Consider the following 22,081-nt stretch of genomic DNA (forward strand, 5'->3'; position numbering starts at 1 on the left):
ACGTGCCTTGCAGTGAGGGACGTTCATCATCGAAATTGGTCAGCATCTGACCAAAATGACGCCAACCGTCCGGTTTATCGTATTCGTAGGCGCAGGCGGCCTCGATGGCCCGGATATGGGTGCCCGGTTTTGCTTGCTCTTCGGTCACGTTCCACAGAACGCGGAAAGCGGGGTTCGACAGGCGGATACGCCCATCGGGCCCAAATACGGCAACGCCTTCGGACAGGTGATCGATGGTTTCGCCCTGAACCTTGACCAGTGTGTTATAGCGGGTTTCAAGATCCATCTGCTCGGTGAGATTTTCAAACACCCAAGTCGCGCCACCCTGCGGATGCGCGGTGGCGATAACCTGCAGCGTCTGGCCGTTCGGCAGATGCCAGCGATCGGATTGCGTATCGAGCGAACGATAGACGGAAAGAACGGATTCCTTCCAGTTGCGCCAGTTCAGCTGCTCCGGAAGCTTGTTCTGGCTGCGCAGGCGATCCAGCATTTCGGCGTTGCCCGGCCGGCTTTCAAGGAAGCCAAGCTCGAAATCCCACAGGCGAACGAAGGCCTGATTATAGAACTGCAATCTCTGTTCACCATCGAAGATGGCAACAGGGGTTGCGAGATGGTCGAGGGTCTCGGCATGGCTCTTCAGCGTACGTTTCAGCTCTTCGCGAATCGCCTCCGCCTCGGAAACATCAACTGCCATGCCGGCCGAACCGCCAGAGCCGACTACGTCTGAAATGTCGAATATCGTGCGATTGCCGCGCACCACGGTCGACATGCGGTCATGGAACGGCAACGCTGTCGTTGCGGTCGCACGGATTTTTTCACGCGCGATCGTGCCCAGGAACTCATGGCTCTCCTGAACCGCCGCCGTCGGAGAGGACGCTTCCACGGCGTCGCTATAGGCGTGGTTGACCCAGGTCAGGTTTCCATTGCTGTCACGGCGCCAGACTGGCTGTTCTAGACTGTCGAGCAGCGACTGGAACAGCGACATCGAATTGGAGAGACGTTCGCGTTCGATCTTCAGTTCAGCCAGTTCAGCGCGCAGATTGTTCAGCGCAATGAAGCGAACAAAGGCCTTTCCACCGGAAACACGTCCCTGAACCTCAAGAACTTCATTTCGGACGGTTTCGATCACCATGTCGAAACTGCGCGCATTGCTGCGAAGTGTTTCGATGGCCCGCTCGAGTTCCGATGCAGATGTCGTGCTCAGCCAACGCCCGAAGGCCAGAAAATCGCGATCCTGCGCCGGTGCACCGGTTTCGACCGGCAACTGACCCAGAAATTCAGGACGACCCGGTCCGGCTTCCCAGATGACGATCCGCCGGTTCTTTTCGGCAATCAGTGCCTCGTATTTGGAAATCTTCTGCTGCGCATCGGAAAGAGCGCTGCGCACATCGCGGCTTTCGGTCTCGATATTGCCCTTCTGGCGAACAAGCCAGATGGTCGACAGCAGAGCTGCCGCCAGGGCGCCGATCGTCAGGGTCGGGACCATGATTTCCGTCGAGGATAAAAGCCGTCCGGCTTCCAGACCAGCTTCCTGCGCGAACGCTGCTCCGGCAAAGCTCGACAGAGCCGTACCCGAAAGCGCAATTGCCGCCCAACGCACAACACGACGCAGACCCCGCGGAGCAGTGTCACGATCGTTTGCCATGCCTTGGCAAAAACCTGTCTGTGCCGAGGCCTCGTCGCCATCGACATTCATTTCGGCCCGCTCAAGCGAGGCCATATTTCCAACCGCCATTCCGGTCTGTCTCCGTCCATGTGCCGCATCGTCGACAAGACATTCCAGTCCGCGCAAACGCAAAAAAGGGCGCGAATCAAGTCTTGTCACAATACTTGTTTCCGGATTCAGCGGGAAGGATGGGTCGAAAAAAATAAGCCCCAGCCGTTTGTCAACGACCGAGGCTCTATATGTTGTGGATGAACCGGCTAATTATTAGTAGCGGTAGTGTTCAGCCTTGAACGGACCCTGCTGCGGCACGCCGATATAGGCAGCCTGTTCAGGAAGAAGTTCAGTCAACTTCACGCCAAGCTTCTCGAGGTGAAGGCGAGCGACCTTTTCATCGAGGTGCTTCGGCAGGATATAAACCTCGTTCTTGTAGACGCCCGGCTTGGTGAACAGTTCGATCTGAGCCAGCGTCTGGTTGGTGAACGAAGCCGACATCACGAAGGACGGATGGCCGGTTGCGTTGCCGAGGTTGAGCAGGCGGCCTTCCGAGAGAAGAATGATGCGGTTGCCGGCCGGGAACTCGACCATGTCGACCTGCGGCTTGACGTTGGTCCACTTGAGGTTCTTGAGAGCAGCAACCTGGATCTCGTTGTCGAAGTGACCAATGTTGCCGACGATCGCCATGTCCTTCATCGCACGCATGTGGTCGATGCGGATGACGTCCTTGTTGCCGGTGGTGGTGATGAAGATGTCGGCCGAAGACACGACGTCTTCGAGAATGACGACCTCAAAACCGTCCATGGCGGCCTGAAGCGCGCAGATCGGGTCGACTTCCGTGACCTTGACGCGGGCTCCTGCACCCTGAAGCGAAGCGGCAGAACCCTTGCCGACATCACCGTAACCGCAGACGACGGCAACCTTGCCGGCCATCATCACGTCGGTGCCGCGGCGGATGCCGTCAACCAGCGATTCCTTGCAGCCATACTTGTTGTCGAACTTGGACTTGGTGACCGAGTCGTTGACGTTGATGGCCGGGAAGGGCAGCAGGCCCTTCTTTGCAAGTTCGTACAGACGATGAACACCGGTGGTGGTTTCTTCGGTGACGCCCTTGATGGCATCACGCTGCTTGGTGAACCAGCCCGGCGAAGCTTCGAGGCGCTTCTTGATCTGTGCGAACAGGATTTCTTCCTCTTCCGAACCCGGGTTCGACAGCACGTCCTCACCGGCTTCGGCGCGTGCGCCAAGCAGGATGTACATGGTAGCGTCGCCACCATCATCGAGGATCATGTTGGAATAGCCGCCATCGTTCCACTGGAAGATCTTGTCGGTATATTCCCAATATTCGGTGAGCGACTCGCCCTTGACGGCGAAGACCGGGATGCCGGTCGCAGCGATTGCGGCTGCAGCGTGGTCCTGGGTCGAAAAGATGTTGCAGGACGCCCAGCGGATGTCTGCGCCGAGAACCTGCAAGGTCTCGATCAGAACGGCCGTCTGGATCGTCATGTGCAGCGAACCGGAGATGCGCGCGCCCTTCAGCGGCTGCGATTCACCGAACTCGGCGCGGCAGGACATCAGGCCCGGCATTTCGGTTTCGGCGATATCGAGTTCCTTGCGGCCGAAATCCGCCAGCGAAATGTCGGCGACGATATAGTCTTTCTCAGTGGTCATGAAGGATCTCCAGCTCAAAGATGGTACTCTTCCACGGGAAGAGCCGCAAACGCGCCCATTGCGGACGGGTATTAGCGCTGGGATGTAGCAGGCTTATGGCAGGCTGGCAACAAGACATAAAGAAGTCTTTATATCTTTATCTGTCGTCTCAGGCTTCCTCGCCGAACTTGTTGGCGACCAGTTGGTCCAGCGCCTCCAGAACGGCTTCCGCCTGTTCGCCGGATGTGGAAACAGAGATGCTGCAGCCGGGGCTGGCCGCCAACATCATCAAGCCCATAATCGAGGTGCCGCCGACCGTCATGCCATCCTTGCTGACGCTGACCTGGGCATCAAAGCCCTCTACCGTCTGCACGAATTTCGCGGAGGCGCGTGCGTGAAGCCCGCGTTTGTTGATGATGAGGAGTTCGCGGGAGAGCATATTTATGGCCTCACTTACCGCTCAGGACGCGGCTGGCCACGTTAATGTATTTTCGACCCGCTTCCGATGCGTCGACCAATGCTTTCTGCATGTCATTGTCAGCGCGGATGCCGGCAAGCTTGATCAACATTGGCAGGTTAACACCTGCAATGACTTCGGTCTTGCCGCTACTCATGACTGAGATAGACAAATTGGAAGGCGTACCGCCAAACATGTCAGTCAGGATGATGACGCCGTGCCCATCATCGGCACGTTCAACCGCGTCGACAATATCCTGCCGGCGCTGGTCCATATCGTCTTCCGGGCCGATGCATATCGTTTCGATATATTTCTGAGGACCAACGACATGCTCCACTGCATGACGAAACTCTTCAGCCAGCTTGCCATGAGTGACAAGCACAAGTCCGATCATGAAATGACCCCTTGGAAGACATGAACGCAGGCCTTATTCGCGCTGCAACAAGTGCCATCGCGGTGGGGTGCCATCTTCTATATGTCGGCCCGAAGTGCAAGCTAAAAATGAAAACCGTCTTACAAGACCTGTCATCTATTCAGATAAGGCTTCATGTAGTCAATGATTTTAAGCGGAGAAGTTGTGTCGCGCGCTATACGCAACAGCGGCAGATGATGACCCGTTGGAAGCGCGTATGTTTCTTCATCCGGCGGTAATCTGTCGGCTTTTTGCCGCTCCACAACCTGAATGACAAGATGCAGGACTGCAGCCTCGATACTATCTGTTCGGGCGATACCGGTATGTCGAATTTCGATCAAACCCGCCGTAGCTGATGGTCTTCTGGCAATGACTTGTCCATTCGCCACGTCGATGAAAACCTGATCGTCGGCTATCAATGCGCAATACTGTCCGGCCTGTTGAGCGGCCTGAAGGCAATCCAGCGCCAGTGATGATTTTCCAACGCCGGACGGGGCCACAAACAGGAAGCCGGATGTGCCGATGACAATCGCGGTGCCATGAAGGTTGGTTGACTTTGTCACGATGCTCATCTGATCACCGTGTTTACGATTGCTGGCCTGAGGGAAGTGAGAGGATAAAGCGGGCGCCCTTCCTATGACCGGTATTTTCGTCCATCAGGTTTTCAGCCCGCAATGTGCCGCCGTGCGCCTCGGCAATCTGTCGGCTGATAGAGAGGCCCAGGCCGGAATTCTGGCCAAAACTTTCGCCGTCCGGCCGGTCTGTATAGAAGCGTTCGAAAATTCGATCGATATCTTCCGCTTGGATCCCCGGTCCGTTGTCATCGACATGAACGACGCAGCGCCCCTTGCTGCTGGTGAAAAGATGAACCTTGATCCTGCCGCTTTTTTCCGGGACGAAAGAGCGTGCATTTTCGATCAGATTGGTGACGATCTGCCCAAGCCGCAGATCATGTCCGGGAACCGTGAATTCGGATTTTACATCGGTCTTGCGGTCGACGGAGAGGTCAATTTCGACGGGCTTGCGACCGGTGCGGATCTGCAGAGAGATATCGACAAGATTGCTGACCAATGCTTCCATATCGACCGGTGCCGAATCCGACCGTGCCAGTTCTGCATCCAGTCTCGACGCATCGGAGATATCGCTGATCAGCCGGTCCAAGCGGCGCACATCGTGGAAGATGATATTGGTCAGTCGCTGTTTAGATTCCTCGCTTTTGGCAAGCGGCAGCGTTTCCACGGCACTCCGCAGCGAGGTGAGGGGGTTCTTGAGCTCATGGCTGACATCTGCCGCAAAACTCTCAATGGCGGCGATCCGGTCATAAAGCGCATTCGTCATGTCGCGCAACGCAATCGACAGGTTACCGATTTCGTCCTGACGGGCGGAAAAATCCGGAATTTCTTCACGCTGCTTGGCGCCACGGCGTACGCGAATGGCGGCAGCTGACAGCCTGCGCAGCGGGTTGGCGATCGTGGACGACAGAAGCAGCGACAGCAGAATGTTGACGAGCGTTGCGACACCGAAGACGCGCATGATCGCCAGACGTTCGGCGTGGACGATATTGTCAATATCGCCGGCTTGCGTGGAAAGCAGCAGCACACCGAGTACGGCACGGGAGCGTTGGACCGGCACGGCGACAGACACGATCAGTTCGCCGCGATCCGTCACACGAACCACAGCACCGCGCACGCCAGTCAGCGCATTCATGACTTCTGGATAGATCGAGCCGTCGCCACCCGGTGCTTCCTTGTAGCTTGGCAGATTGCCAGGCTGGAGCATGCGATTGAACAGACTGGCAAGCCATTCGTTCCAGGTCTGCTCGTCATTTTCGATCGGCGGCAAATCGAACCGCAGAACCTGGCCTCGGGAATAGAGGTGGCGTGAATCGAGGAGGAGATTGGCGTCAGCATCGAACAGACGCGCGCGCGTACGCGTCGGAGAGATCAGTCGGCGCAGAACCGGCGCCACACGCTCCGGATCGATCGGAAAATCAAGATCCTCGTCGTTGGGAACCGGCGTGATGCTCTGTCCCGCTTGTAGTTCCAGCAGTTTTTCCGGGTCGATGGTGATGGAATTCGTATCGACGGACGCCGAGGCCGAGACCGCGGCCGAGATGATTTCGCCCTGTGTCAAAAGGCTTTCGACACGGGCATCGATCAGACCCTCACGAAACTGGTTGAGGTAAAGGATACCTGCTACCAGAACCACGGTCGCGGCGATGTTGAAGAACAGGATCCGCCGCGTCAGGCTGGAAAAGACTGCATGGCCAAAAACCCGACGGGCAAGCGTAAACGGCCGCGACCACAGCCGTCTGTTCGCCTGCCGCGGTTCACTCGCGTAAGCAACGTCCTTATCAATAGCCGGGTCGGCCAAGTCCTATTCCTTTCCACCGCCGAATCGCCGCCGGTTGTGACAGGGTCAGCGCCCTATCGCAATCATGCGGCTTCGCGGAAGCGGTATCCGACGCCATAAAGCGTCTCGATCATGTCGAAGTCGTCATCAACCATCTTGAACTTCTTGCGAAGCCGCTTGATGTGGCTGTCGATAGTGCGGTCGTCGACATAGACCTGCTCGTCGTAAGCGGCATCCATCAGGGCATCGCGGCTTTTGACCACGCCGGGACGCTGAGCAAGCGAATGCAGGATGAGGAATTCCGTGACGGTCAGCGTCACCGGCTCACCCTTCCAGGTGCAGGTATGGCGTTCCTGGTCCATGGCCAGCTGACCACGTTCCAATGTCCGCGCTGCTTGCTGATCTGCAGATTTGGTGCCAGCCGCGCCACCGGCAGCGGCTGCTTCGCGGTTGGCAGAGCGACGAAGGATTGCCTTGACGCGTTCCACCAGCAGACGCTGCGAAAACGGCTTGGTAATAAAATCGTCGGCGCCCATCTTGAGGCCGAACAACTCGTCGATTTCCTCATCCTTTGAAGTAAGGAATATCACCGGTATGTCGGAACGCTGGCGCAAGCGGCGCAGCAGTTCCATGCCGTCCATGCGCGGCATCTTGATGTCGAAGATCGCCAGCTGAGGCGGACGGGCGGTCAGACCATCCAGTGCCGACGCCCCGTCTGTGTAGGTTTCGACCCGATACCCCTCTGCCTCCAGTGCGATAGACACTGAAGTGAGGATGTTGCGGTCGTCGTCCACGAGCGCGATTGTCTGCATTCTTTCGGTCTCCGTCGTCGTCATCTTCAAGGCGTCTCCTGGAAATCGCCCCCGCCTCTCGGCTGCCCTGTTGATGCGTTCTGAGTATAAAGGTGGAACAAATTGTGGCAACGTCAAAGGGCAGTGTCATATCCGGCTTTACATTAGCAAGCTGAATTGACCGTTCGCATGTGGTGATCAAACCGATTTAAAACAGAAGAAAATTATTTAAATCGATTAAATATTTGATCTTGCTTATCTTTTTTGGATTTGCATATTGCCTATTTAAAAAACTGACACTAGTTTCCAGCGTCATTGGCAACCCGAGTTTAAAAGAAGGGAAAGCGTGACATGGAGCAGATCGGACTTCATAATCCGGCGAATGGAGTAGAGGTTATCGGCCTCTCCGGCGCTTCGAGCGTCCGCTATAACCTCATCGAGACCGAACTTTACGAAGCGGCTCTGCAGAACAAGGAAGCCGAACTGACCATCGATGGTGCCCTGCGCGCCGTCACTGGGCAGCACACCGGTCGTTCGCCGAAGGACAAGTTCGTTGTTCGTGATGGCAAGACCGACAGCCAGATTTGGTGGGACAATAACAAGCCGCTTTCGCCGGAACATTTCGAGCTTCTGCGCAAGGACATGTTCGCCCATGCCGCCGGCAAAAATCTTTATGTGCAAGATCTGATCGGTGGCGCCGACGCAGAAAATGCATTACCGACTCGCGTCGTCACCGAATTCGCCTGGCATGCCCTGTTCATCCGCAATCTGCTGATCCGACCGGATCGCAGCACGCTGGCGGCTTTCCTGCCGAAACTGACGATCGTGAACCTGCCGAGCTTCAAGGCCGATCCCGCTCGCCACGGCTGCCGCTCGGAAACGGTGATCGCCTGTGATCTGACCAATGGTCTGGTTCTGATCGGCGGCACGTCCTACGCCGGCGAAAACAAGAAGTCGGTCTTCACCGTTCTCAACTACCTTCTGCCTGAAAATGGCGTCATGCCGATGCACTGCTCGGCCAACGTCGGCCCGGATGGCGATGCCGCCGTGTTTTTCGGTCTGTCTGGCACCGGCAAGACCACGCTGTCGGCTGATCCGAACCGTACGCTGATCGGTGACGACGAGCATGGTTGGGGCGAAAACGGCATCTTCAATTTCGAAGGCGGCTGCTACGCCAAGGCCATCAAGCTTTCTGCTGAAGCAGAGCCGGAAATCTATGCAGCGACCCGTCGTTTCGGCACGGTGCTGGAAAATGTCGTTCTCGACGAAAACCGCGTACCGAACTTCGACGACAATTCACTGACGGAAAACACTCGTAGCGCCTATCCGCTGCATTTCATTCCAAATGCCTCGAAGACCGGTCTCGCTCCGCATCCGAAAACGATCATCATGCTGACCGCCGATGCTTTCGGTGTGATGCCGCCGATCGCCAAGCTGACGCCTGAGCAGGCCATGTACCACTTCCTGTCGGGTTACACCGCCAAGGTTGCCGGCACGGAAAAGGGCGTCAAGGAACCTGAAGCAACGTTTTCGACCTGCTTCGGCGCACCGTTCATGCCGCGTCACCCGACCGAATATGGCAATCTGCTGCGCGATCTGATCGATCGCCACGGCGTCGATTGCTGGTTGGTCAATACCGGCTGGACCGGCGGCGCTTATGGCACCGGTCGTCGCATGCCGATTAAGGAAACCCGTGCGCTGTTGACCTCTGCGCTCAATGGCAGCCTGAAAAGCGCCGAGTTCCGCACCGATGCCAATTTCGGTTTCGCGGTGCCGGTGGCCGTGCCGGGCGTCGATACCAGCATTCTCGATCCGCGCTCGACCTGGACTGATGGTATTTCCTATGATCAGCAGGCCGCCAAGTTGGTGGCGATGTTCATCAGCAACTTTGCAAAGTTCGAGGATCACGTCGACAGCAAGGTGCGTGACGCGGCCCCGGGCATGCTGATCGCCGCGGAATAAATTCCTGATTCACGTGGAACATTGAACCGCCGGTATCGATTTCGATGCCGGCGGTTTTCTTAATGCTGCGTTTGTGGGAAGAGAGGGCCGGAGACAGACATGGCCAGCGAACCCCTCATCATCAATCATCGCATCACCATCGCCGGATGGGAGCTGACCGAGCAGTTCGTGCTTTCGGGTGGCGCCGGCGGCCAGCACGTAAACAAGGTTTCAACGGCGGTCCAGCTGTTCTTCAACATCACCAATTCGCCTTCTCTGCCGGATCGGGTCAAGGAAAATGCACTGCGCCTAGGTGGGCGACGTGTCTCCAAGGATGGCACGCTGATGATCGAAGCCAACCGGTCGCGCAGCCAGGATCGCAATCGCGAAGAGGCGAGGGAGCGGCTGAAGGACCTGATCCTCGAAGCCGCCAAGCCGCCGCCGCCGCCACGAAAGGCGACCAAGCCGACGAAGGGATCCGTGGAACGTCGCCTGAAAGCCAAATCCGGCCGCTCGGAAGTCAAGAAGATGCGTGGTCGTCCCACGGGAGATTGATCGATAGCCGAGAAGGAGAGCCTGTGGCGACGTTACCGAATGGCATAAAACACCTGCCGGGTTATCTGGATCGTGCGGCACAGAAACATCTGGTCGACACCATCCGCCAGATCGTTGTCGAGGCACCGCTCTATGTGCCGGCCATGCCGGGCACCGGCAAACCGATGTCGGTTCGCATGACCAATTGCGGGCCGCTTGGTTGGGTGACCGACAAAACGCGCGGTTATCGCTATCAGTCGACACATCCGGTCACCGGCAAAGCCTGGCCCGAGATGCCGCAGGAGCTTCTGGATTTGTGGGGAAAGCTGGCAGATCACGTGAACCCGCCCGAGGCCTGCCTCGTCAATTTTTACAGCGACGACGCAAAAATGGGTCTGCATCAGGACAAGGACGAAAACGCGTTCGACGCACCGGTTCTGTCCATTTCGCTCGGCAACACCTGCCTTTTTCGCGTCGGAGGTTTCGATCGCAAGGCTCCGACGGGATCTTTCAAGCTTTCAAGCGGCGATATCGTGCTTCTGGGCGGCGAGGGCAGGCTGGCGTTTCACGGCGTGGACCGGATTTATCCCGACACGTCGACGCTCCTGAAAAACGGTGGCCGCATCAATCTGACGCTGCGGCGGGTCAACCCGTAACGACAAATAGTCGGCGATAGATCGGCTAAAGTTTCCTGAGCGATACCGTCTCGATGAAATGATCCCGGCCCTTGCGCAGGATGAGATCTGCACGTGGTCGTGTCGGCAAAATATTCTGGCGAAGGTTTTTCAGATTGATGTTCTGCCAGAGGTTTTCCGCGACAGCCAAAGCGGCATCGGTGTCGATTGCGGCATATTTCTTGAAGAACGAGGTTGGGTCCCGGAAGGCGGTTTCACGTAGCTTCATGAACCGCTGCACATACCAGCTATGAATCCGGTCTTCGTCGGCATCGATATAAATCGAGAAGTCGAAGAAATCAGACACGATCGGAATGATTTTTCCATCAGTCGGCAGCGCGCGCGACTGCAGGACGTTGATGCCTTCGAAGATCAGGATATCCGGTCGATCGACGGTCGTGTGTTCGTCCGGCAGAACATCGTAGGTCAGGTGCGAATAGCGGGGGGCCGGTACGTTCGGTTCACCGGCCTTGATCGCCGAGAGGAAGCGCAGAATGGCACCGACGTCGTAGCTTTCCGGGAAGCCTTTGCGTTCCATCAGGTTTTCACGCTGCAGAACGGCATTGGGATACAGAAAGCCGTCCGTGGTGATCAGGTCCACCTTCGGGCTGGAAGGCCAGCGTGCCAAAAGCTCCTTCAGGATACGGGCGGTCGTTGACTTGCCGACGGCAACCGAACCGGCGATGCCGATGATAAAAGGTGTCTTGGTGATATCCGACAGGCTGAGGAAGCGGTTACGCTGCTGGAAAAGCAGTTGCGATGCCTCGACATGCGCCGAGAGAAGACGCGACAGGGAAAGATAGATCCGCCGCACCTCATCGATATTGATCGGGTCATCGAGAGAGCGCAGCCGGGCAATTTCCTCGGCCTTTAACGTCAGCGGCGTGTCGGCCCGGAATTTTGCCCACTCATCCGCTGTGAAGTGGTGATAGGGCGAATACGGTTCCGATGTCATGCCGACCTCAAATGCTTCGGCGGGCTGCGACGCGCTGATCATGATGGTTGACGGCTCGCCTTTTCCTGAAGACCGGACTGTGCGGTCCGGCGCTGGAGTTCATCCAGCACCTCCTGTAGCGGGATATCGGCAATCTTCAATACGACCAAAAGATGATAGAGAAGATCCGCGCTTTCGCCGACAAGGTCGTTGCGGTCCTGCGCCACGGCGGCGATCACGGTCTCCGTTGCCTCTTCGCCAAGCTTCTTGGCGGCCTTGGTCTGGCCGGCGGCGACAAGCTTTGCCGTCCAGGACTGATCAGGAGACGCCATGGCGCGTTCAGCCACGATCTTTTCCAGATCGTTCAAAGAAAATCCGCCCAACTCTGCCTCCCGTCAGTCCAGTCGCATGGCAATGCCATGATCCGCCATATAGCGCTTTGCCTCGCCGATCGTATAGGTGCCGAAGTGGAAAATCGAAGCGGCCAGAACTGCGGTCGCATGGCCTTCCTTCACGCCGGCAACAAGATCGTCGAGTGTGCCAACGCCTCCAGATGCGATAACCGGCACACGCACGGCATCGGCGATCGCACGTGTCAGCTCCAGATCATAGCCGACTTTGGTTCCGTCACGGTCCATCGAGGTCACCAGCAATTCACCGGCGCCGCGCTCGACCATGCGGGCGGCAAATTCGACGGCATCGATGCCCGTCGCGTTGCGTCCGCCATGGGTATAGATTTCCCATTCGCTGCGGTTGTCGCCGCCGACCGATTGCGTTAGCCGGCGCTTGGCATCGATCGAAACGACGATACACTGGTTGCCGAACTTGTCGGCGGCTTCCGCCACAAAATCGGGATTGTTGACCGCAGCCGAATTGATCGAGACCTTGTCGGCACCGGCCAGCAAAAGCTTGCGGATGTCACCGACAGCGCGCACACCGCCGCCGACGGTCAGCGGCATGAAGCAATGATCGGCCGTGCGCGCGACAACGTCAAAAATCGTGTCGCGATTGTCGGACGATGCGGTGATGTCGAGGAAGCAGAGCTCATCGGCACCAGCCGCATCATAAGCCTTCGCGGCTTCCACCGGGTCACCCGCATCGATCAGATCGACAAAATTGACGCCCTTGACGACACGGCCGTCCTTGACGTCGAGGCAGGGGATCACGCGAGCCTTGAGGGTCATGCCGGTGCTCCCTTGGCTGCCCGGATCAAGCTCAAAGCCTCATCTGGGTTGATACGGCCGTCATAAAGCGCGCGACCGGAAATCGCACCTTCAAGCTTTGCCGCATCCGGCTCCAGCATGCGGCGAACATCGTCCATGGAAGCAAGACCGCCCGATGCAATCACTGGAATGGAAACGGCCTCGGCAAGTTCCAGCGTGGAAGCCCAGTTGATGCCGGCCAGAATGCCGTCGCGGTCGATATCGGTATAGATGATCGCCGAAACGCCAGCGCCTTCGAATTTTTTCGCGAGCTCGATGACACCAAGTTCGGAGGCTTCCGCCCAGCCTTCAACAGCAACCTTGCCACTCTTGGCATCGATGCCAACGGCGATCTGACCGGGAAAACGCGTGCAGGCTTCGATCACGAGGTTCGGATCACGAACGGCGACGGTGCCGAGAATGACGCGTGCCAGCCCGCGCGACAGCCATGCCTCGATATGATCGAGTGTACGGATACCGCCGCCCAACTGCACCGGGTTCTTGGTCGCCTTCAGGATCGCATCGACAGCATCGCCGTTGACCGTCTCTCCGGCAAAGGCGCCGTTGAGATCGACCACATGCAGCCATTCAAAGCCCTGATCTTCAAAGGCTTTGGCTTGAGCGCCTGGGTCGGTGTTGTAAACGGTGGCCTGTTCCATGTCGCCGAGTTTCAGGCGCACGCACTGGCCGTCCTTGAGATCGATAGCCGGAAAAAGAATCATCACGGAGCCCATTTCATGAAGTTGGCGATCAGGGCGAGGCCAAGCGCCTGGCTCTTTTCCGGGTGGAATTGTGAGCCGACCATATTGTCGCGACCGACAAAGGCAGTCATCGCGCCACCATAGTTGGTGGTGGCGATGACGTTATGGCCGTTGCGGGCGGCAAGATGGTAGGAATGCACGAAATAGGCATGCAGCCCATCTGGACCTGTCGGGATACCATCGAAAACAGGGTGGTCGGTTTTCAGATCCAGCGTATTCCATCCAATCTGCGGGATTTTCAGGCTCGGGTCGGAAGGCGTCATCTCAACGACGTCACCATCGATCCAGCCGAAACCGTCGGTGACCGTCTTTTCAAGACCGCGCGACGACATCAGCTGCATGCCGACGCAGATGCCGAGAAAGGGGTGGGCCTTTTTCTCAACTACTTCGAGCAGTGCCTCATGCATGCCGTTGACGGCTGCAAGACCGGCTCGACAATCGGCATAGGCGCCAACGCCCGGCAGAACAATGCGGTCAGCGGACGCAACCGCTTCCGGCTTGTCGGTCAGGTCGATCGTGGCGTCGATGCCGGCTTCTCGCGCAGCGCGTTCAAAAGCTTTGGTGGCAGATCGCAGATTTCCCGATCCGTAGTCGATGATGGCAACGCGCATCAGCGTGCTCCAGTATTGTCAAAGAGGCCAAGCGCGGGCGCACTCCAGCCTTGTGTCGGTGAAGAATTCGGTTTGGCCCAGTCGGATGCCAAGGGCAGGGGAGTTTCAGCTGGTTCAGGCAGGTTCGCGAAGAACTGTTCTTCGGCGGTTGCCAAATCCGAGGCCGCGATCTGCCCTGCCACGTTCCAGCCGCCGACTATCAGATGGCGGATATGGAGATTGCCGCCTTCAAGCGCAACCAGCGCATGGATGGCGAGGATTGCTAGCAGGCCCGCCGTGCCGAGCCCCGGCTGCCGCATGAGAAAAATCGCAAGGCATTCGGCGACAAAGACAACGAAAGCCGCAAACCACATGCGACGCGACAAAAGCCAGATCCACGGCAGAAACATAGCAGACCAGATAAAACGATCGGCGACGAAAAGCGTCGATGCGTGATCCCGGTCAGCTCCGCCAAGTGGCGTCAATACGGTATAGCTGATCACGAAACCTCCTTAAGGCCCGATCAGACGAGCGTTCCCTTGGTGGACGGTACGCGGTCGGCCTGACGCGCGTCGATTTCGGTCGCGGTGCGCAGCACCCGAGCCACTGCCTTGAAGCAGGTCTCGGCGATATGGTGGTTGTTGGCGCCGTAATGGTTCAGCACATGCAGGGTAATGCCGGCATTCTGGGCGAGTGCCTGAAAGAATTCACGCACCAGTTCGGTATCGAACGTGCCGATTTTGGGCGCGCTGAAGGCGACGTTCCAGACAAGGAAAGGACGGCCGGACAGGTCGACAGCAGCCTTGGTCATCGTCTCATCCATGGCAAGATCGAGCGATGCGTAACGGGTAATGCCGCGACGATCGCCCAGCGCCTTGGAAATGGCCTGGCCGATGGCAATGCCGGTATCCTCAACCGAATGGTGGTCGTCGATATGGAGGTCGCCCTTCACGTCGATCTCCATGTCGATCAGAGAATGGCGGCTCAGCTGTTCCAGCATATGGTCGAAGAAGCCGATGCCCGAGCTGATCTTCGACGTGCCCGTGCCGTCGAGATTGACGGAAACGGAAATTGCCGTCTCGTTCGTCTTGCGGGAAACCGTTGCGGTTCGGCTGTCTTTGGCGGCGGCCATAGAACGCTCCATACTGGAAATATTGCGGTTCCTTATCAGGGGGACGGGGAAATATCCAGAACGGCGAACCGATAAAAGCGTCGCATTTGCATTCGCGATTTGCCCACTTACATAGAACCCAGCCAGCCAATGAAGGCCGAATTCAAGGAGCCCGTCCAATCGGGCAGACAGGTGTTTTATGACGACAATTATCACGGTGCGGAAAGGTGGCAAGGTGATCATGGCCGGTGACGGTCAGGTAAGCCTCGGCCAGACCGTCATGAAGGGCAATGCACGCAAGGTGCGTCGTATCGGCAAGGGCGGGGAAGTGATTGCCGGTTTTGCGGGCGCGACGGCCGATGCCTTCACGCTTCTCGATCGTCTTGAAAAGAAGCTCGAACAATATCCCGGCCAGTTGATGCGCGCCGCCGTCGAACTCGCGAAGGACTGGCGCACCGACCGTTATCTTCGCCACCTCGAGGCGATGATGCTGGTGGCCGACAAGTCGATCACGCTGGCCATCACAGGTAATGGCGATGTTCTTGAACCTGAACATGGCACGGTCGCCATCGGCTCCGGTGGCAATTACGCCTTTGCTGCAGCCCGCGCGCTGATGGACTCGGAAAAATCTGCCGAAGACATTGCTCGCACCGCACTCGATATCGCCGCGGACATCTGCGTCTATACCAACCACAATCTGATCGTCGAAAGCCTCGACGCGGAATAAGCGCATATCAACCGACATTGACCATGGACCCTTGGCGCCGGGCCGAAATGGCCGGAGCCCAAAAGGGGGCCGAAAGGAAGACAATGACCAATTTTTCCCCCAGAGAAACCGTCTCCGAACTCGATCGCTACATTATTGGTCAGCACGAGGCCAAGCGTGCGGTGGCGATCGCGCTTCGCAACCGCTGGCGCCGCCAGCAGCTCGAAGAGGGTTTGCGCGACGAAGTCATGCCCAAGAACATTTTGATGATCGGCCCGACCGGCGTCGGCAAGACGGAAATCTCCCGCCGCTTGGCAAAGCTCGCCGGTGCACCTTTCATCAAGGTCGAGGCGACGAAATTCACCGAGGTCGGTTATGTCGGCCGCGATGTCGAGCAGATCATCCGTGACCTCGTTGAGATCGGCATCGGTCTCGTGCGTGATAAGAAGCGCTCGGAAGTGCAGGCCAAGGCGCATATGAGCGCCGAGGAACGTGTGCTCGACGCGCTGGTCGGCTCCACGGCATCGCCCGCCACCCGTGACAATTTCCGGAAAAAGCTGCGCGGCGGTGAGCTCGACGACAAGGAAATCGATATCGAGGTTGCCGACACAGGTTCGGGCATGCCCGGCGGTTTCGAAATCCCCGGCATGCCGGGCGCCAATATCGGTGTTCTGAACCTGTCTGAAATGTTCGGCAAGGCGATGGGCGGCCGCACCAAGAAAGTGCGCACCACCGTGCAGAAATCCTACGGTGAGCTGATCCGCGACGAGTCCGACAAGCTGATCGACAACGAAGTCATCCAGCGCGAGGCGGTGCGCTCCGTCGAAAACGACGGTATCGTCTTCCTCGACGAGATCGACAAGATCGCGGCGCGTGATGGCGGCATGGGTGCCGGCGTGTCCCGTGAAGGCGTGCAGCGCGATCTTCTGCCGCTGGTCGAAGGCACGACCGTGTCGACAAAATATGGTCCGGTCAAAACTGACCATATCCTGTTCATCGCCTCGGGCGCGTTCCACGTTTCCAAACCGTCGGATCTTCTCCCCGAGTTGCAGGGCCGCCTGCCGATCCGCGTCGAGCTTCGCCCGCTGGTCAAGGAAGACTTTCGCCGGATCCTGACGGAAACCGAAGCCAGCCTCATCCGCCAGTACAAGGCACTGATGGGTACGGAAGACGTCAGCCTAACCTTCACCGACGACGCCATCGATGCACTTGCCGACGTGGCTGTTCATTTGAACTCATCGGTCGAAAACATCGGGGCACGTCGCCTGCAGACGGTGATGGAACGTGTATTGGACGAAATCTCGTTCACGGCACCTGATCAGGGTGGAACGTCGATCACGATCGATGCCGAGTATGTACGCAAGCATGTCGGCGATATCGCTGCCGACACCGATTTGTCGCGTTACATCCTGTAAAAGGCGTGGCAGTCGGGCCACTGTTCGGCTGCACTCTTCAAACTGTGATTGCTTTTGAGCGTTGAAAGCTCGACAACGCGCCTACCTTTCACGTAAAGGAGGCGCGTTTTACTGAAAAGCGCTGGCTCCTTCCGCAGATCTGCCCAGGATCGCCGAGCGATCGGCAGGAGACGATGTTGGGAAATCATACCGGTAAATCCGCCTTTACAGGCTTCGTTCTGACTTTGTCCTTGCTGGCATGGTGTGCGCCTACACCGGCATTGGCGGATACTGTCGTTCCTCCGGGCAATCGCAATATCGAACAGCCGAAAATTCCGGGTGCCTCGGTTCGCCGCACGCGCGCCGGTCGCACCACGTTTGATGACAAATACGACAAAATCCGCGAGCTTCTGGCGACCGACAAGTCTCTGATTGCCAAGATCAAGTCGACGGCGCGTACCTATGGCATTGATCCTATTCACATGATCGGCGCCATCGTTGGCGAGCATACCTACAATGTCGATGCTTATGACAGGCTGCAGAGCTATTACGTGAAAGCTGCCGCCTATGCCGGCAACAATTTCCGTTTCGGCTACAAGGATGAAAGCATTGCCGACTTCGTCGGTCGTCCCGACTTCGCCAGCTGTAACGGCATCAGCGATTCCTATCGCGTTTGGTCTTGCCGGGAAAACATCTGGGAAAAGACGTTTCGTGGCAACAAGGTCGGCGGCAACGCTTATCCAGACAACCGCTTCAGCGCTGTCTTTTTCCAGCCTTTCTATGCGGGTCAGACTTTTGGCCTTGGCCAGATCAACCCGCTGACCGCCCTGATGCAATCGGACATGGTCGCTAGAAAGTCCGGTTATTCCAAACTGGATGAAAACGATGCCGGCGAGGTTTATCGGGCCATCATGGATCCTGATAAATCGCTTGCCTACATGGCAGCCACGATCCGCCGCTCGATCGATGATTATTCGTCGATTGCGAATGTCGATATCAGCAACAATCCGGGTATTACGGCGACGCTTTATAACACCGGCGGTTCGGCCCAGCGTGCTGCGGCATTGAAGGCCCGTGGTGGCCTGCCGGAAGAGAATTATTATGGCTGGCTCGTCAACGACAAGCTTGCCGATTTGAAATCGCTTCTCTGAATACTGATATAGATCCTCATGAGACAGGAGGATCGCTGATGGACATGCGTCCCGAACCTTTCGTTCCGCCGGCACCGGTGCCCCGCACCGTGCCGCCATCCCGGTTGGAGATCATCCGCACGGTTTTGCGCAATCCGCTCGAACTGTGGGGCGAGCCCTCCTATACGCTGCCTTGGATCGATACGAAATTTTTCCAGGAGCGGACGCTCATCATCAACGATCCCGGCCTGATCCGGCATGTGCTGGTGGACAATGCCACCAATTACGAGATGTCGGAAATTCGCCAGCTGATCCTGCGGCCGATCCTGCGAGATGGATTGCTGACGGCGGAAGGACAGGTGTGGAAGCGGTCACGTAAGGCGATGGCCCCGGTGTTCACGCCCCGCCACGCGAAGGGGTTTGCCGGGCAGATGCTCGCGAAGTCCGAGGAATATGCAGAAAAGTATGCGGATGTTGGTTCGTCCGGCCGGGTTCATGATGTCTCGGTCGATATGACCGAACTGGCCTTTGCCATTCTCTCGGAGACACTGTTTTCCGGCGATATCGTTTCCGAAACCAGCAATTTCTCCGATGACGTCGATCAACTCCTTCATCGCATGGGCCGCGTCGATCCGATGGATCTGCTTCGTGCCCCACCCTGGGTGCCACGCATCACGCGGATCGGCGGCCAGAGGGTGCTCGAAAAATTCCGCGAAATCGTCCGCAAGACCATGGAGCACAGAAACGCGAAGATAGCGGCAAATCCGGCCGATGTGCCACAGGATTTCCTGACGCTGCTCCTGCAACAGGCCGGCCCGGATGGGCTGACGCTCGACGAAATCGAAGACAATATTCTGACTTTCATCGGCGCCGGCCATGAAACCACCGCGCGGGCACTCGCCTGGACGCTCTACTGCGTGGCGCAATCTCCGCATATCCGACAGGTCATGGAGGAAGAGGTGGATCGCGTGCTTGATGGCGGTCCTGAGCCGGTCGAATGGCTGGAGCAGATGCCGAATGTGCGGGCCGCCTTCGAGGAAGCGTTGCGGCTCTATCCGCCGGCGCCTTCGATCAATCGCGCCGCAATCAAGGATGACAGCTGGACGTCGCCTGATGGCAAGACGGTTGAGATCAGGGCCGGCACGACAGCACTCGTTATGCCCTGGACGTTGCACAGACACGAGCTTTATTGGGAAAAGCCGCGTGCCTTTATGCCGGAGCGGTTCCTTCCGGAAAACCGTGGCAAGATCAGTCGTTTCCAATATCTGCCTTTCGGCGCTGGTCCTCGCGTCTGCATTGGCGCAACGTTCGCCATGCAGGAGGCCGTGATTGCCTTGGCTGTTCTCATGCGACGCTACCGCTTCGATGTAACACCGCAGACAGATCCCTGGCCCGTGCAGAAGCTCACCACTCAACCGCGCAACGGCCTGCCAATGCGTGTGACAGTAAGGAGCTAAGTCGACCATCGTCTGAGGTCGCAGCCGTTGACTAAAACGCCTTCGCAGGCAAAGTGCCGTAAGCAATGCACATGTCAGGGAGGCAGCGATGACCAGAATCGAATCACACGAACTTAAAATTGACGCTGGTCTTTATCGTTTTCTGGCCGATGAAGCCTTGCCCGGAACCGGTCTGGAATCTGATCGCTTCTTTGCCGGGTTTTCCCAAATCATTCACGATCTGGCGCCAAAAAACCGGGCGCTTCTGGAAAAGCGTGACGTATTTCAGACAAAGTTGGACGAATGGTATCGCCAGAATGGTGCTCCGAACGATCTTGCCGCCTACGAAGTTTTTCTGCGTGACATCGGCTATCTTCTTCCCGAAGGCCCGGACTTTTCCGTCTCGACCGAAAACGTCGATCCCGAGATTGCGGTGATCGCCGGACCGCAGCTCGTGGTGCCGGTGATGAATGCGCGCTATGCCCTTAATGCTGCAAACGCCCGCTGGGGTTCTCTCTACGACGCGCTTTATGGCACAGATGCAATCCCGGACGGGGAGGGTGCTGAGAGGAACAAGGATTACAACCCGGTCCGCGGAGCCAAGGTCATAGCTTGGGTGCGAAAATTTCTCGATCAGTCCACGCCGCTGTCCGGCGCAAGCTGGAACGATGTCGCTTCATTCACGGTCGAGTCCGCAGCGCTTTTCGTGACGCTGATTGATGGCAATATTACAGGTCTTGCCGATCCTTCCCAGTTTGCCGGTTATTTGGGTGCAGCAGCAGCCCCAGGGCAGGTTCTCCTGAAAAAGAACAATCTGCATGTCGAAATCCTGATCGATTCGAGCACCGTCACCGGCAGCCAGGACCCGGCCCATATTTCCGACGTTTGGGCTGAATCGGCAATCACCACGATCATGGATTGCGAGGATTCGGTTGCCGCGGTCGATGCGGAGGACAAGGTCGTCGTCTATCGCAACTGGCTCGGATTGATGAAGGGCGACCTGACGGAAGAGGTTTCCAAGTGGGCGAAGACTTTCACACGCAAGCTCAATCCAGATCTCGACTATACGGCACCCGATGGATCGACCTTTGAGCTAAAATGTCGCTCGCTGATGTTGGTTCGCAATGTCGGTCACTTGATGACCAACCCGGCGATTCGTGATCGCGACGGTGCGGAAGTGCCGGAAGGCATCATGGATGCCGTGGTCACCGCATTGATCGCGATTCATGATGTCGGTCCAAATGGTCGCCACAAGAATTCCCGCTTCGGCTCCATGTATGTGGTGAAGCCGAAGATGCATGGCCCCGAAGAGGTAGCCTTTGCAGCGGAAATCTTCACCCGTGTGGAGCAGGTGCTTGGCTTGCCGAAGAACACCATGAAAATGGGTATCATGGATGAGGAGCGCCGCACGACTATCAACCTCAAGGAGGCCATTAGGGCAGCCTCGGACCGTGTCGTCTTCATCAATACCGGTTTTCTCGACCGTACCGGCGACGAGATCCACACCTCAATGGAAGCAGGCCCCATGATCCGCAAAGGTGACATGAAGCAGGCCGCCTGGATTGCCGCCTACGAAAACTGGAATGTCGATATCGGTCTGGAATGCGGTTTGTCCGGCCATGCGCAGATCGGTAAGGGAATGTGGGCGATGCCGGATCTGATGGCTGCAATGCTGGAACAGAAGATCGCCCATCCGAAGGCCGGCGCCAATACGGCATGGGTTCCATCTCCGACCGCAGCGACGCTGCACGCCACCCACTATCACACGGTTGATGTTGCATCGGTCCAGAAGGGGCTGAAAAGCCGAGCGCGAGCAAAAATCGCCGACATCCTTTCCGTACCCGTCGCGCCGCGTCCAAACTGGACGACGGAGGAAATCAGTCGCGAGCTGGATAACAATGCGCAGGGCATTCTGGGTTATGTCGTGCGCTGGGTTGATCAGGGTGTCGGTTGCTCAAAGGTACCGGACATCAACAATATCGGGCTGATGGAAGATCGCGCGACGCTACGCATCTCTGCTCAACACATGGCCAACTGGCTTCACCACAAGGTCGTGACGGAAGACCAGATCGTTGAGACGATGAAGCGCATGGCAAAAGTCGTTGACGGTCAGAACGCCGGAGACCCGTTTTATACGCCTATGGCGAGGGATTTCGACGGATCGATTGCGTTTCAGGCGGCGCTCGATCTGGTTCTGAAGGGCCGCGAGCAGCCGAATGGCTATACCGAACCCGTCCTGCACCGTCGCAGGCTGGAGCTGAAATCAAAAGCTGGCTGAGTACGTTCGATGCATTCAACTTCCTGGATGAATGCCAAATAAAAAGGCGGCCCGATTTCTCGGGCCGC

22 protein-coding genes are annotated in these 22,081 nt (G+C 57.5%); 8 read left to right on the forward strand and 14 right to left on the reverse strand.

Features of this window, described 5'->3' with window-relative positions:
• From GAO09_RS03960 to GAO09_RS03990, 7 genes are all read right to left on the reverse strand, one after another.
• Nucleotides 1–1,735 (reverse strand): PAS-domain containing protein (locus tag GAO09_RS03960; RefSeq protein ID WP_420796132.1); only part of this gene is annotated, 1,735 nt, incomplete at its 3' end.
• Between the two features lie 195 nt (nucleotides 1,736–1,930).
• Nucleotides 1,931–3,331: an adenosylhomocysteinase gene (gene ahcY, locus GAO09_RS03965; protein WP_153352776.1), complete on the reverse strand. Its 1,401-nt coding sequence runs from the start codon at nucleotides 3,329–3,331 to the stop codon at nucleotides 1,931–1,933.
• 148 nt (nucleotides 3,332–3,479) lie between these two features.
• Nucleotides 3,480–3,755 (reverse strand): HPr family phosphocarrier protein, encoded by a 276-nt coding sequence (locus GAO09_RS03970; RefSeq protein WP_324185007.1) that lies wholly within the window; start codon nucleotides 3,753–3,755, stop codon nucleotides 3,480–3,482.
• A 4-nt stretch (nucleotides 3,756–3,759) separates the two neighbouring features.
• Complete coding sequence (locus tag GAO09_RS03975; protein WP_153352778.1) at nucleotides 3,760–4,161, reverse strand: PTS sugar transporter subunit IIA; 402 nt, start codon at nucleotides 4,159–4,161, stop codon at nucleotides 3,760–3,762.
• 131 nt (nucleotides 4,162–4,292) lie between these two features.
• Complete coding sequence (locus GAO09_RS03980; RefSeq protein ID WP_153352779.1) at nucleotides 4,293–4,751, reverse strand: HPr kinase/phosphorylase; 459 nt, start codon at nucleotides 4,749–4,751, stop codon at nucleotides 4,293–4,295.
• 13 nt (nucleotides 4,752–4,764) lie between these two features.
• Nucleotides 4,765–6,537, reverse strand: coding sequence for a sensor histidine kinase (locus tag GAO09_RS03985; protein WP_324185008.1), 1,773 nt, complete (start codon nucleotides 6,535–6,537; stop codon nucleotides 4,765–4,767).
• 77 nt (nucleotides 6,538–6,614) lie between these two features.
• On the reverse strand, nucleotides 6,615–7,343 hold the full coding sequence (locus GAO09_RS03990; protein WP_153352797.1) for a response regulator transcription factor: 729 nt from the start codon (nucleotides 7,341–7,343) through the stop codon (nucleotides 6,615–6,617).
• A gap of 330 nt (nucleotides 7,344–7,673) precedes the next feature.
• Here GAO09_RS03990 and GAO09_RS03995 point away from each other — a divergent pair, with 330 nt between their 5' ends.
• From GAO09_RS03995 to GAO09_RS04005, 3 genes are all read left to right on the forward strand, one after another.
• Nucleotides 7,674–9,284 carry a phosphoenolpyruvate carboxykinase gene (locus GAO09_RS03995; protein WP_153352781.1) on the forward strand — a complete coding sequence of 537 codons (1,611 nt, stop codon included), beginning with the start codon at nucleotides 7,674–7,676 and terminating at the stop codon, nucleotides 9,282–9,284.
• Between the two features lie 99 nt (nucleotides 9,285–9,383).
• A complete protein-coding gene (arfB, locus tag GAO09_RS04000; protein WP_153352782.1) occupies nucleotides 9,384–9,818 on the forward strand; it encodes an alternative ribosome rescue aminoacyl-tRNA hydrolase ArfB in 435 nt (144 codons plus the stop codon).
• 23 nt (nucleotides 9,819–9,841) lie between these two features.
• Nucleotides 9,842–10,453, forward strand: coding sequence for an alpha-ketoglutarate-dependent dioxygenase AlkB (locus GAO09_RS04005; protein WP_324184992.1), 612 nt, complete (start codon nucleotides 9,842–9,844; stop codon nucleotides 10,451–10,453).
• A gap of 25 nt (nucleotides 10,454–10,478) precedes the next feature.
• Here the strand turns inward: GAO09_RS04005 and coaA are convergent, their stop codons facing one another.
• Genes coaA through hisB form a run of 7 tightly spaced genes read right to left on the reverse strand, consistent with a single transcriptional unit; the run spans nucleotide 10,479 to nucleotide 15,090 of the window.
• Nucleotides 10,479–11,468, reverse strand: coding sequence for a type I pantothenate kinase (gene coaA / locus GAO09_RS04010; RefSeq protein WP_153352784.1), 990 nt, complete (start codon nucleotides 11,466–11,468; stop codon nucleotides 10,479–10,481).
• Nucleotides 11,465–11,788, reverse strand: a complete 324-nt coding sequence (locus GAO09_RS04015) for a phosphoribosyl-ATP diphosphatase (protein ID WP_153352785.1) — start codon at nucleotides 11,786–11,788, stop codon at nucleotides 11,465–11,467. The genes coaA and GAO09_RS04015 overlap by 4 nt, the downstream gene beginning before the upstream one ends.
• A 12-nt stretch (nucleotides 11,789–11,800) precedes the next feature.
• Nucleotides 11,801–12,589 carry an imidazole glycerol phosphate synthase subunit HisF gene (gene hisF / locus GAO09_RS04020; protein ID WP_112730486.1) on the reverse strand — a complete coding sequence of 263 codons (789 nt, stop codon included), beginning with the start codon at nucleotides 12,587–12,589 and terminating at the stop codon, nucleotides 11,801–11,803.
• Nucleotides 12,586–13,329, reverse strand: coding sequence for a 1-(5-phosphoribosyl)-5-[(5-phosphoribosylamino)methylideneamino]imidazole-4-carboxamide isomerase (gene hisA, locus GAO09_RS04025; protein ID WP_153352798.1), 744 nt, complete (start codon nucleotides 13,327–13,329; stop codon nucleotides 12,586–12,588). Before hisA ends, hisF begins: the two co-directional genes overlap by 4 nt.
• Nucleotides 13,329–13,979: an imidazole glycerol phosphate synthase subunit HisH gene (hisH, locus tag GAO09_RS04030; RefSeq protein ID WP_153352786.1), complete on the reverse strand. Its 651-nt coding sequence runs from the start codon at nucleotides 13,977–13,979 to the stop codon at nucleotides 13,329–13,331. Before hisH ends, hisA begins: the two co-directional genes overlap by 1 nt.
• A complete protein-coding gene (locus tag GAO09_RS04035; RefSeq protein ID WP_153352787.1) occupies nucleotides 13,979–14,461 on the reverse strand; it encodes a DUF2628 domain-containing protein in 483 nt (160 codons plus the stop codon). Before GAO09_RS04035 ends, hisH begins: the two co-directional genes overlap by 1 nt.
• 20 nt (nucleotides 14,462–14,481) lie before the next feature.
• Nucleotides 14,482–15,090 carry an imidazoleglycerol-phosphate dehydratase HisB gene (gene hisB / locus GAO09_RS04040; protein WP_112730470.1) on the reverse strand — a complete coding sequence of 203 codons (609 nt, stop codon included), beginning with the start codon at nucleotides 15,088–15,090 and terminating at the stop codon, nucleotides 14,482–14,484.
• A 178-nt stretch (nucleotides 15,091–15,268) separates the two neighbouring features.
• Between hisB and hslV the strand changes: the two genes are divergently transcribed.
• The 5 genes from hslV to GAO09_RS04065 all read left to right on the forward strand — a co-directional run bounded on the left by hslV (nucleotide 15,269) and on the right by GAO09_RS04065 (nucleotide 22,013).
• Complete coding sequence (hslV, locus tag GAO09_RS04045; RefSeq protein ID WP_153352788.1) at nucleotides 15,269–15,796, forward strand: ATP-dependent protease subunit HslV; 528 nt, start codon at nucleotides 15,269–15,271, stop codon at nucleotides 15,794–15,796.
• Between the two features lie 83 nt (nucleotides 15,797–15,879).
• Nucleotides 15,880–17,190 carry an ATP-dependent protease ATPase subunit HslU gene (hslU, locus tag GAO09_RS04050; RefSeq protein ID WP_153352789.1) on the forward strand — a complete coding sequence of 437 codons (1,311 nt, stop codon included), beginning with the start codon at nucleotides 15,880–15,882 and terminating at the stop codon, nucleotides 17,188–17,190.
• 173 nt (nucleotides 17,191–17,363) lie between these two features.
• Nucleotides 17,364–18,320, forward strand: coding sequence for a DUF1402 family protein (locus GAO09_RS04055; protein WP_153352790.1), 957 nt, complete (start codon nucleotides 17,364–17,366; stop codon nucleotides 18,318–18,320).
• 38 nt (nucleotides 18,321–18,358) lie between these two features.
• On the forward strand, nucleotides 18,359–19,756 hold the full coding sequence (locus tag GAO09_RS04060; protein WP_153352791.1) for a cytochrome P450: 1,398 nt from the start codon (nucleotides 18,359–18,361) through the stop codon (nucleotides 19,754–19,756).
• An 88-nt stretch (nucleotides 19,757–19,844) separates the two neighbouring features.
• The gene (locus GAO09_RS04065; protein ID WP_153352792.1) at nucleotides 19,845–22,013 is read left to right on the forward strand and encodes a malate synthase G; all 2,169 of its coding nucleotides are present in this window, start codon (nucleotides 19,845–19,847) and stop codon (nucleotides 22,011–22,013) included.
• Nucleotides 22,014–22,081: the final 68 nt, after the last annotated feature.

The organism is Endobacterium cereale (assembly GCF_009617585.1).
Taxonomy (GTDB): Bacteria; Pseudomonadota; Alphaproteobacteria; order Rhizobiales; family Rhizobiaceae; genus Neorhizobium; species Neorhizobium cereale.

Coding starts and splice junctions, on each gene's coding strand:
- arfB (WP_153352782.1), top strand. CDS start 9,384: ATGGCCAGCGAACCCCTCATCATCAATCATCGCATCACCATCGCCGGA.
- GAO09_RS03995 (WP_153352781.1), top strand. CDS start 7,674: ATGGAGCAGATCGGACTTCATAATCCGGCGAATGGAGTAGAGGTTATC.
- GAO09_RS04060 (WP_153352791.1), top strand. CDS start 18,359: ATGGACATGCGTCCCGAACCTTTCGTTCCGCCGGCACCGGTGCCCCGC.
- ahcY (WP_153352776.1), bottom strand. CDS start 3,331: ATGACCACTGAGAAAGACTATATCGTCGCCGACATTTCGCTGGCGGAT.
- hslU (WP_153352789.1), top strand. CDS start 15,880: ATGACCAATTTTTCCCCCAGAGAAACCGTCTCCGAACTCGATCGCTAC.
- hisA (WP_153352798.1), bottom strand. CDS start 13,329: ATGATTCTTTTTCCGGCTATCGATCTCAAGGACGGCCAGTGCGTGCGC.
- GAO09_RS03990 (WP_153352797.1), bottom strand. CDS start 7,343: ATGCAGACAATCGCGCTCGTGGACGACGACCGCAACATCCTCACTTCA.
- GAO09_RS04065 (WP_153352792.1), top strand. CDS start 19,845: ATGACCAGAATCGAATCACACGAACTTAAAATTGACGCTGGTCTTTAT.
- hisH (WP_153352786.1), bottom strand. CDS start 13,979: ATGCGCGTTGCCATCATCGACTACGGATCGGGAAATCTGCGATCTGCC.
- GAO09_RS04055 (WP_153352790.1), top strand. CDS start 17,364: ATGTTGGGAAATCATACCGGTAAATCCGCCTTTACAGGCTTCGTTCTG.
- GAO09_RS03980 (WP_153352779.1), bottom strand. CDS start 4,751: ATGAGCATCGTGACAAAGTCAACCAACCTTCATGGCACCGCGATTGTC.
- hisB (WP_112730470.1), bottom strand. CDS start 15,090: ATGGCCGCCGCCAAAGACAGCCGAACCGCAACGGTTTCCCGCAAGACG.
- GAO09_RS03975 (WP_153352778.1), bottom strand. CDS start 4,161: ATGATCGGACTTGTGCTTGTCACTCATGGCAAGCTGGCTGAAGAGTTT.
- hisF (WP_112730486.1), bottom strand. CDS start 12,589: ATGACCCTCAAGGCTCGCGTGATCCCCTGCCTCGACGTCAAGGACGGC.
- coaA (WP_153352784.1), bottom strand. CDS start 11,468: ATGATCAGCGCGTCGCAGCCCGCCGAAGCATTTGAGGTCGGCATGACA.
- hslV (WP_153352788.1), top strand. CDS start 15,269: ATGACGACAATTATCACGGTGCGGAAAGGTGGCAAGGTGATCATGGCC.